8 protein-coding genes and 1 pseudogene are annotated in these 10,438 nt (G+C 63.9%); 1 reads left to right on the plus strand and 8 read right to left on the minus strand.

The window, feature by feature from the left end; genetic code table 11:
• The 5 genes and pseudogenes from FFS27_RS21190 to algZ all read right to left on the minus strand — a co-directional run.
• Nucleotides 1–426, minus strand: a pseudogene (locus tag FFS27_RS21190) (uroporphyrinogen-III C-methyltransferase); the annotation flags it as partial.
• 26 nt (nt 427–452) lie between these two features.
• Entirely contained in the window at nt 453–1,208 is a 756-nt protein-coding gene (locus tag FFS27_RS21195) for a uroporphyrinogen-III synthase (protein ID WP_003114032.1), read from the minus strand.
• Nucleotides 1,205–2,146, minus strand: coding sequence for a hydroxymethylbilane synthase (gene hemC / locus FFS27_RS21200; protein ID WP_021263160.1), 942 nt, complete (start codon nt 2,144–2,146; stop codon nt 1,205–1,207). The genes FFS27_RS21195 and hemC overlap by 4 nt, the downstream gene beginning before the upstream one ends.
• A 108-nt stretch (nt 2,147–2,254) precedes the next feature.
• Nucleotides 2,255–3,001, minus strand: coding sequence for an alginate biosynthesis regulator AlgR (gene algR / locus FFS27_RS21205; protein WP_003096397.1), 747 nt, complete (start codon nt 2,999–3,001; stop codon nt 2,255–2,257).
• A 4-nt stretch (nt 3,002–3,005) separates the two neighbouring features.
• Complete coding sequence (gene algZ / locus FFS27_RS21210; RefSeq protein WP_003096404.1) at nt 3,006–4,082, minus strand: alginate biosynthesis two-component system sensor histidine kinase AlgZ; 1,077 nt, start codon at nt 4,080–4,082, stop codon at nt 3,006–3,008.
• Between the two features lie 224 nt (nt 4,083–4,306).
• Here algZ and argH point away from each other — a divergent pair, with 224 nt between their 5' ends.
• Nucleotides 4,307–5,701: an argininosuccinate lyase gene (gene argH, locus FFS27_RS21215; protein WP_003161177.1), complete on the plus strand. Its 1,395-nt coding sequence runs from the start codon at nt 4,307–4,309 to the stop codon at nt 5,699–5,701.
• Nucleotides 5,702–5,844: 143 nt separating this feature from the next.
• Here argH and FFS27_RS33305 read toward each other — a convergent pair whose 3' ends face one another.
• From FFS27_RS33305 to FFS27_RS33665, 3 genes are all read right to left on the minus strand, one after another.
• Complete coding sequence (locus FFS27_RS33305) at nt 5,845–6,468, minus strand: hypothetical protein (RefSeq protein WP_019485038.1); 624 nt, start codon at nt 6,466–6,468, stop codon at nt 5,845–5,847.
• A gap of 578 nt (nt 6,469–7,046) precedes the next feature.
• Nucleotides 7,047–10,316 carry a hypothetical protein gene (locus FFS27_RS21225; RefSeq protein WP_021263162.1) on the minus strand — a complete coding sequence of 1,090 codons (3,270 nt, stop codon included), beginning with the start codon at nt 10,314–10,316 and terminating at the stop codon, nt 7,047–7,049.
• Nucleotides 10,313–10,438 (minus strand): hypothetical protein (locus tag FFS27_RS33665; RefSeq protein WP_255302783.1); only part of this gene is annotated, 126 nt, incomplete at its 5' end. The genes FFS27_RS21225 and FFS27_RS33665, both read right to left, overlap by 4 nt.

A 10,438-nucleotide genomic window follows, 5' to 3' on the forward strand; every position in this document is an offset into this window, starting at 1 on the left:
CAGCAGGTGTTCGGCCTCGGCCAGTCGCCATTGCTGGCGGCTCTGGCCGAGGACCTTCTTCAGTTGCTCGCTAAGATGCTGCTGGTCGCCCTGCAACTCCACCACAAGGCGTCGCCGGACCTCCAGTTCGTCCGCGGTGGGCAAAGCGTCCAGGCGGGCAGCCAGTTGCTGGTTGCGCTGGGCCAGGGATTCGGTCTTGCCACGGGCATCTTCCAGCTGCGCCAGCTGGTCACGCTCGGTGCCCTGCAACTGCTGGACCTGCCAGAAGCTCCAGCCACCCGCGCCGAGTCCCGCCACGCCAACCAGCAGGGCGAGCAACGCCAGGCCGGTGGCGGTACCGGAACGCCTGGATGCATCGGGTGCAACGGGAGAAGGGGTGGAAGTGGAAGTTCTTGCGTCGTCTTGGGGAGTGACTGCTTCGCTCACAGGTCCATCCTTTGGTCAAGAAAGTTCTAGGCGGCGCTCGTCAGGGCCGCCAGCAAGGCCGGCGCGCTCGCGCCCCGGCAATCAATCACCCGTTGCGCACCCAGTTCACGCGCCATCTCGGCGACCCGCGGGCTGGGTACGAACAGCGGCAACCGGCCTATCTCGGGCCAATCGGCTGCCGCCAACTGATACAGATTTTGCAAACCCTGTCCACTGCTGACCACCAGGCCGTTCAGGCGTTCCGCCCGCACCCTTGCCAGCAGCTCTCCGGCCGGATAGTCCGGAGCCCGGCGCCGGTAGAGTGGCAGGTAGTCCACCTGCACGCCTTGGCCGCGCAGGCGCTCGGCGAGGAATTCTCGGCCACCTTCGCCGCGCATGATCAGCACTTTCGGATCGTGCACGCGCAGGGAATCCTGGAACGCCGGCAGCGCCAGCAACGCTTCGCTGTCGTCGCCCTGTTCAGGGTAGGTTACGTCGAGGCCGTAGGCCTCGAGGATCGCCGCAGTCGCCGCGCCGACGCTGCACCAGGTCTGCTGCGGCGGCTGCGGCCAGTAGCGGTCGAGCCGCTCCAGCCCCAGGCGCGCCGCCGGCTTGCTGACCACCACCACCGCGCAGTAGCGGTCCAGGTCGAGCATCAGCGTACGCTGCTCCGGGGTTTCTTCCAGCGGATCGATCGCCAACAGCGGCAGGCTACTGCTATGGACGCCCGCCTCGCCGAGGCTGGCGGCCAGGGCCGCGCACTCCTCGTCGGGGCGCGTCAGCAGGAGCCGCCAGCCGCTCACGGATGTCCGGCCTCGCCGTAGACGGCTTCGAGAATCGCTTCGGCGCCCTGCTCCAGCAGGTCCTCGGCCACCCGCACGCCCAGCGCCTCGGCTTCCGCCAGTGGCGCCCGCCCCTCGGCGCGCAGCAACTGGGTGCCATCAGGCTGGCCGACCAGGCCGCGCAGCCACAGCTGGTCGCCCTCGCGGATGGCGTAGCAGGCGATCGGCACCTGGCAACCGCCGTTGAGCCGCTTGTTCAGCGCGCGCTCGGCAGTGACCCGCAGAGCCGTGTCGGTATGGTGCAAGGGTTCCAGCAAGGCATGCAGGTCGCTGTCGGCAGTACGGCATTCGATGCCGACGGCGCCTTGTCCGCCGGCGGGCAGGCTGTCGTCGACATTGATCGAGGAGCGGATGCGCGACTCGAAGCCGAGGCGGATCAGGCCGGCGGCGGCGAGGATGATCGCGTCGTATTCGCCGGCATCCAGCTTGGCCAGGCGGGTATTGACGTTGCCCCGCAGGAAACGGATCTGCAGGTCCGGCCGGCGCGCCAGCAGCTGCGCCTGGCGGCGCAGGCTGGAGGTGCCGACCACGCTGCCGGCGGGCAGTTGCTCGAGGCTGGCGTAGGTGTTCGAGACGAAAGCGTCACGCGGGTCTTCGCGCTCGCAGATGGTGTAGAGGCCGAGCCCCTCGGGAAAGTCCATCGGCACGTCCTTCATCGAATGCACCGCGATGTCGGCGGCGCCTTCGAGCAGGGCGGTTTCCAGTTCCTTGACGAACAGGCCCTTGCCGCCGATCTTCGCCAGCGGTGCGTCGAGCAGCTTGTCGCCGCGACTGGTCATCGGCAGCAGGGTGACGGTCAGGCCAGGATGAACCTGCTCCAGGCGCGCCTTGACGTATTCGGCCTGCCACAAGGCGAGGGCGCTCTGGCGAGTGGCGATGCGGATTTCGCGGGACGACATGGGATATTCCGTGCACAGGGATGCGCCCATGATAACAGTTCGAACCCGAGTGCGCGGACGCTGGGCCCGATAGCCGCACCCGGGTCGCTGGCGAACCGCCGACCGCCGTCAGAGCTGATGCATCAGACGCCTGACCCCGGCCACGTGCCGCCGGCTGACGGTCAGCGCATCGCCGTCGAGGCCTTTCAGGTAGAGCTGGAAATGCCCCAGCGGCGTACGCTGCAGGCGTTCGATCCGTTCGCGGGCGACCAGCGCGTTGCGGTGGATGCGCACGAAGCGCTCGCCGAACTCGTCTTCCAGCGCCTTCAACGGCTCGTCCAGCAGCACCTCGCCCTGCGCATGGCGCAAGGTCACGTACTTGTGGTCGGCAATGAAGAAGATCACCTCTTCCAGCGGGATCAGCTCGATCCCCTTGCGGGTCCGCGCACTGATGTGGCTGCGCGGACCGCTGCCGCCGGAGGCCGGGGGCTTGGTCAGCGCGGCCAGTTGCACGCGGTTCGGTCGCGAGGCTTTCTTCAACGCCTCGGCCAGGTCTTCGCTGCGCACCGGCTTGACCAGGTAGCCCACGGCGCTGACCTGGAAGGCTTCCAGGGCGAATTCGTCATGGGCCGTGCAGAAGATCACAGCCGGCGGCGCTTCCCGCTCGCAGAGTCTGGCCGCGACCTGGAGGCCGTCCAGACCGGGCATGCGGATATCCAGCAGGACGATATCGGGCTTGAGGCTGTCGATCAGCGTCAGCGCTTCTTCGCCATTGCTGGCCGAGGGCTCGAGGACGCGATAGCCGTCCAGTTGCCCTACCAATCGGGCCAGGCGCTCTCGCGCCAGAGGTTCGTCATCGACAATCAGGACATTCATAAGCTCAGGCTTCCTGCATGAGTCGCGCACATGGATAGCGTAGACAGGTGTAGTGCCGTCCGTCACGGCGCTCGACGCTGAGACTCGCTTTAGGCCCGAAAAGTGCCCCAAGTCGTGCATCGATATTGTGTAACGCCTGTCGCGTGCCTTTCGACGGGGGCGACTCGAGCGCCTCGTCGTAGGGGTTGCTCACACATAGCTGGAACACTCCTTCACGATAAACCGCCTCGACCTGCACCAGGCCACCTTCGACCCGCGGCTGGATGCCATAGATAAGCGCATTTTCCAGCAGCGGCTGCAAGGTCAGTTGGGGGATCGGCAGGTTGGCCGGCACCCCGTGCACCTGCCAGTCCAGTTGCAGGCGATCGCCAAGACGATACTGCTCAATGGAAAGATAGCGCCTTGCCAGCGCCAGTTCCTCCTCCCAGGAAACTAAAGTGCCGGGCTTCGCCAGGCTGGCCCGGAACAGGTCGGACAGGTCCAGCACCGCATGCTCGGCCTTCAGCGGGTCCAGCTCGATCAGGCTGGCGATGCTGTTCAGGCTGTTGAACAGGAAATGCGGGCGAATCCGCGCCTGCAGCGATTCCAGGCGCGCCTGCAACTCGGCCTGCTGCTGCCGGCGCCACTGGCTCTGCAGGTAAAAGTAGCGCAGCACCAGGGCGGACATGATCAGCGCGATCAGCGCGTGCCGTAGATACAGATTGACCTCGCCGGCACGCGTCAGTTCTCCGCCCAGTTGATAGTGCTCGGCGACCGCCGTGCAGCCCAGGGTGAGGGCCACCACCAACAGGCAGCAGGCACTCCCCGCCAGCGCCACCGGCAGGCGCGCGAGCAATGGCCGCAGGCGGCAGAACAGCGCCGCCGAGAGCAGTACGATCCACTGCACGAACAGCGACGCCAGGGCCAGGCGCACCCAGTTGAAGCTCGGCGTCATCGGCTCCGCCAGCACCAGCACAAGCACCAGCAGCTCCGCCAGCAGCACCAGGGTGAACAGGGCTTCGGCTTCGCAGAGCTCGGGAATGAAGAAGTCGTCTTGGACGGCCGGCCGGGTCGAGCGGCCGGGCTTGAATCGGATAGGCATCGACAGAGTTTCCGCAAGGCCCGTGGCGCCCGCAAGACAGCCGCGGGCGTACGGGCGAAATAAAGCACCGAAATGCCATCTGCCGCAAAAAACCGCGAAACAGCGCTCGTTCCGGCTTCGTCGACGAGCCGCCGGTTTTTCCTCCCGGCCTGCTATCATCGTCGCACTTTGCCCGTCACGTAGGCCGCGCGGCCTGTCCGTTTCTTGTTGCAGCGAGAGATACCATGAGCGTAGAGAAGACCAACCAGTCCTGGGGCGGCCGCTTCAGCGAGCCCGTCGACGCCTTCGTCGCCCGTTTCACCGCCTCCGTCGACTTCGACAAGCGTCTCTACCGCCACGACATCATGGGTTCCATCGCCCACGCCACGATGCTGGCCAAGGTCGGCGTGCTGAGCGACGCCGAGCGCGATGCGATCATCGACGGCCTGCAACAGATCCAGGCGGAAATCGAAGCCGGCAGCTTCGACTGGCGCGTCGACCTGGAAGACGTGCACATGAACATCGAGGCGCGCCTGACCGACCGCATCGGCGTCACCGGCAAGAAGCTCCACACCGGCCGCTCGCGCAACGACCAGGTGGCCACCGACATCCGCCTCTGGCTACGCGACGAGATCGACACCATCCTCGCCGAGATCACCCGCCTGCAGGAGGGCCTGCTGGGCCTGGCCGAAGCGGAAGCCGACACCATCATGCCCGGTTTCACCCACCTGCAGACCGCCCAGCCGGTGACCTTCGGCCACCACCTGCTGGCCTGGTTCGAGATGCTCAGCCGCGACTACGAGCGCCTGGTCGACTGCCGCAAGCGGGTCAACCGCATGCCGCTCGGCTCGGCGGCCCTGGCCGGCACCACCTACCCGATCCAGCGCGAGATCACCTGCCAGTTGCTGGGCTTCGACGCGGTTGGCGGTAACTCCCTGGACGGCGTCTCCGACCGCGACTTCGCCATCGAATTCTGCGCCACCGCCAGCCTGGCGATGATGCACCTGTCGCGCTTCTCGGAAGAGCTGGTGCTGTGGACCAGCGCGCAGTTCCAGTTCATCGACCTGCCCGACCGCTTCTGCACCGGCTCCTCGATCATGCCGCAGAAGAAGAACCCCGACGTGCCGGAGCTGGTACGCGGCAAGTCCGGCCGGGTGTTCGGCGCCCTCACCGGCTTGCTGACCCTGATGAAGGGCCAACCGCTGGCCTACAACAAGGACAACCAGGAAGACAAGGAACCGCTGTTCGACGCCGCCGACACCCTGCGCGACAGCCTGCGCGCCTTCGCCGACATGGTCCCTGCGATCCGGCCCCGGCGCGAGATCATGCGCGAGGCGGCACGCCGCGGTTTCTCCACCGCCACCGACCTGGCCGACTACCTGGTGCGCAAGGGCCTGCCGTTCCGCGACTGCCACGAGATCGTCGGCCACGCAGTGAAGTACGGCGTGGACAGCGGCAAGGACCTCGCCGAGATGAGCCTCGACGAACTGCGCCGCTTCAGCGAGCAGATCGACGCCGACGTCTTCGACGTGCTGACCCTGGAAGGCTCGGTCAACGCCCGCGACCATATCGGCGGCACCGCGCCGAACCAGGTCCGTGCCGCCGTCGCCCGCGGCAGAAAACTGCTGGCACAGCGCTGAAGTCGCGCCCAGTGCCCGGCAGACCTCCCTGTCCTACCCGAGACTTGATCGCACGGCGGGACAGGAACGCCCTTGTAGGTCGACAGCCACTCTAGTGAAAGTCCTTCTTCGCTAACCGGTCGCAATGGCGGAATAACTCAGCATCAGTGCTCATCATTGAAATCATCGGCCCTGGGCGTGGCAAAAATGCCCTTGGCTTCCTGGCGCCGGTAATAGGCTTCGATGCTTAGCCCGGGATCGATGCGCGCCCTGACGATGCAGGGCTGCTGTTGCCAGGGATACCCATGCAGGCGTCGGTCCAGCTCCTTGCGCTCCTTGGCTGGCCAGCCCTGGTAGGTGCGCTTGCGCCAGTAATGGGGATCGCGTCCGGTATGCCGATCATGCTCGGCGGTGACCGGATCTAAGGGGCGGCTCGGCTCCAGGACCGGCAGGTCGGGCAACGGCTGGGTCACGTCCATGTAGCGTTGCAGGCAGTCCCAGAAGGCCAGGGCATTGGCCTTGTCGAGACCGAGGGAGTGGACGCGGGTGGCCAGACAGACCTTGTTGTCGGTATAGCGGTGATGCAGCCAGAGCGCATAGTCGTGGCTGCCGTAGCCACTGGGGAGCAATTGCAGCACCGGATCGAACTCGTCGAAGGGAGCGACGAACAGGCGGCGAAAGCGACGCTTGAAGCGGAGCATGCCGTCCAGGCGATTGAATTCACTGCCATCGTGCTTGAAGACTTTGCTGTAGAGCCAAAGGATGGCGTTGAAGCCGACTGCACCCATAAAATAAGTAGATACGCCTATCCAAATTGCTATTTGCAAACCATTGGTTCCAAATATTGTTCCATACTGGTACAAAGCCAATGGGATTGAGAATAAAAAACCCGAAATCTGAATAACGTGAAGATACTTTTTATTCGAAAGAAAGGCGACCATGGATATTACTGAAACAGCCACCACAAAGAATGAGCAAACCAAGGTGTAGAGTTGCTGCATGTCCCTCCTCCACTCTCCGGTGGCTTCTCCCATTATGCCAACCCCCAAAGCAATCCATACAAAAAAATAGCACAGCATCCTAAGCGTGAATATTATATAAGGAATTCTGCTGGAATTCTGAAACTGCCAACGCATAGAGTTGCAATATGCCTTAGCACCTCCAACCTCTGACTTATCCTCAGTCCCGATCGAAAGCTGCCCTACAATCTCCATTTCCGGATCTAGATTGGCATAGTTCCCAAAGGCAAGATGGGTGTCAAAAATACCATTACGGTTAGACTCCTCCTTCCACCTTGGCGGCGGTAAAGAGTCGTTGACTTCACTGCGATAAGCACTGGCTGAGTACGTGGCATCCATGTGTACGGTCATACGTTGAACTCACTGTTCTCTATCAACCAATAAGGTGGCGCAGCATGTGGGCCCAAGTCATCCGGGGGAAGGTACCGATTGGCGGATGTGAATGCACTCCAACTCTTCGGGCTGGGTTGAGGCAGGACAAGCCGCTCCTCAGGCTGGTCGGCATTGAGTTCGAACTGTGCGCTGATCTTCAAACCCTGGGTCATGCGCACGCTATAGCGGGCCCGAGGAGACAACTGCGGAATCGGTAGGCTGGCCGGCAGCACGTAGAGCACGCTGGCAGCATCCAACGGCAAGGCTTCGAGCTTGGCGGGGCCCGCGGGGACCCGATGGTAGCGCTTGACGCCGAACAGGGTGCCCGGATCGATCGGCAAGCTGCTGAGAAACTCCTGGGCCACCAGGCGGAACGCCTGCTGGCCATTCTCGAACATGGCCAGGAGCGGGGAACTCAGCACCACGGCCCAATCGTTTGCCTCCAGCGCCTGCAACTTGGGGTCGATGCAGGATAGCGCAGTGGGGCTGACCGCTTGGCGACCCCGTTCCGCTTCCTGCAAGACAGATCGATGCGCCGCCGGCGCCAATTTGCGCCAGTCTTCCAGGCGATGGACAAAGACCCGCGGATGGCCGAGGACTCCCAGCAATTGGCGATAGGCCGTTTGCGGGTCTTTCAGATGGACGAAGCGCTGGTCCTGGCCCATCAGCGAATCGAGCAGGCCAGCCTCGGCGAATTGCCGGCCGAAGGGGCCTTTCTTGACGATGGTTTCCGCATCGCTGTCAGTCAGTAGATTAGCGACCACAGTGCCTCCGATCGCCAAAACCGCACCAGCCAGCAAAGCATAAGGGTTTACTATCCATCCTAGGACGTAGGCACCCCACAGGCCCCCACCCACTGCGGCCACACCGTAGGCTGCAGCCGCATCGCTATCTCCCTGCCTCAAAGCTCGGTAGCCATCCCATACACTGATGCCTGCACCAAATAGTGTGGCTGCGCCACCAAGCCCACGTAGCAACCCTAACTTAGGGCTGCCGGTTTGAACTTCTAGATTCCTGGCCCACCGAGGGGATATTTGGGCTACCGATATACGTGGGGTTTCTAGATACTTTGCAGTAGATGGTCCGAAAAGCAGCTTTGCATGGCTTCCTCCAGCGGCTGTTAAATCGATTACTGCACCGACAGCCCCGATCGTTCCTCTGTGCTTTTCTCCACTGTCTATAAAGCCACTGTGTGCCTGCACCTGCACATTCAAGTTATAAATCGCAAACCCCAGCATCATCGTCGGCACGATGCGAGTGTTCTCCATCACCTGGGTCAACGTGCCTAACTGCGTACGGAATTTCGTGTAGGCAAGCAGGTCCGGGTGATCCTTGGGTACCGCCACCACCATGACGTTGCGCAGGTTGGCGCGACTCATGCCGGTGCCGCGGGGACTGGTGCCGGCCAGGGGATTGCCGGCACCGTCCTGGACGATGGCGCGCCGATAGCTCTTGCGCCTCAGTTCCTGGCGCTCGACCTCGGTCAGACCGTTGCGCAGGCCGGCTCCGCGCACGCCGACGACAACCATGTCGAGCGGTACCTGACCGTCGGGCAGCAGGCGGATACCTTTCATCTTCACCGAGAGGGCGCTGAGAGTATTGAAGGTCGGTGCGAACAAGCGGTCGAGCTGGATCTGGGTGGCGCCCTGGGACAGCCGGCCGAGTTGCTCGACTACGCTGGCGCCGAACACGTCCAGCAGGTCGCCGAGAAAGTAGGCGAGGCTCTTGCCGGCGCTGGGCTGGTCGACCTCGCCCAGCAGACTGGCTCCCAGCATCAGCGTGCTGAGGCCCATCGCGTCGGGGTCCGGTGTCCGTGGGCTATCGCGCAACGCCTGCAGGCGCCGAACCGGCTCGGGAAGTTGTCCTTCGTCCTTGGCCAGGAGCATGGCACCAAGCGGGTGGCTGGCCTGCAGAACCGTGCTGACCACCCGCTCGACATGGGCCGCCAGCGCCCGGTAGGCGGTACCGCTGTACAGTGCGTCGCAGCGGTCGGGAAGCTGGTTCAGCGCAGCCAGTGCCTCGCTCATCAGGCTGTAGGGCTCCAGCAGGGCTTCGTCGCACTGGTGGGTCCAGTCCTGCAACACCGGGTGCAAGGGGCCTTCAAGCAGGGCGACCAGATGCTCGACCTGATGCGTCAGGTGGATCCGGCAAGACTGTCGCTCCTCGGCGAAGATCGCCTCGTCCAGTTCGGCCTGATCGACCTCGCCCCTGAGCTTGGCGAGCGGGCCGTCGAGCATGTTGCTCAGCACCTGTGCATAGCGTCCGTTGGGACGGTGCGGCAGCAGTGCATTGAGGCTGCGCAAGTAGGCAGCGCAGTGGCGCGCCTGCGCCGCAGCGTGGCGCAAGGCGAACAGCGAGTCGTCGAGCATCAGCCCGATGAGGTTGGGATGGCCACGCAGCTTGAGGGTTTCCAGTACATCCTCTCCGGCCTCCAGAGTAGGTAGCGCAGAGGGCGGAGCCTGCTTCAGCAGGGGCGCCAATTCCTGCTGGCGTCGCTGCAACTGGCACACCAGCGACTCTTCGCGAAAGGCGGCGAACGCAGGTGTGAATTCCGCCGGGTCTTCCAGCGCGCTCTCGACGTTGAAGTCGCGAGGTCGCAAACCCCGGGCGTGATGATCAATGACCAGCGCGGGATGATGGATGGAGGCTTTCCAGTGCTGGTTGGCCACCGAGGCGTTCCAAGCGGACGCCATCTGCTGGCAGCGCCGGTTGACCCGCTGCGGGTCCTCCTCCAGCCAGTCGATGTACGACCAAGGCCAGGGAGTTTCGCTATAGGCCATGGTGTAGCGTGGGATCACGAACTGCCCCTTGACCAGCACCGGCACCAGGATCAGCGCTTGTGTCTTGCCTACGGCCGGACGCTTGTCCGCACGCTGGCTGCGCCCCTGCAGGAGGTCGACTTCAAACAGGTTGCCCTTGCCATCACACTCCAGTTCGCGCCACAGCTTGCCGTCCTGGAACAGGTAGATCCGTCCCGCCCGCGGTAGCGCGCCGGCGGGCAGCTGGTCGCCATAACCGGCCTTGCCCAGCGTTGGCAGGCGGACCAGCGGCATCACGGCCAGGAAGGTGTTCTGCTGGATACGCTCGTGCTCCTCATGGCCGAGCATATCGCTGGCCACCGGAATCTGCAGGATACCGCCGTCCTGTCGCTCGACGTTCAATGCCAGTCGTGCACGCCGATCGTTCTGGTAGGCGGTGCGCTTGCGCACGCCTTCGTCGATACTCTGGTCCTGGAATCCGCTCATGCCTCGCTCTCCGGTGGCAACAGTACGACCTGGCTTCCTTGCGCCGGGTCTCCCCAGACATCGACGATCAGTTGTTCCGGCCCCTTCCGCTCGGAACGGCTACGCGCCGGGTTGTCCAGTAC

This window comes from Pseudomonas sp. 2VD (assembly GCF_005503585.1).
Taxonomy (GTDB): domain Bacteria; phylum Pseudomonadota; class Gammaproteobacteria; order Pseudomonadales; family Pseudomonadaceae; genus Pseudomonas; species Pseudomonas aeruginosa.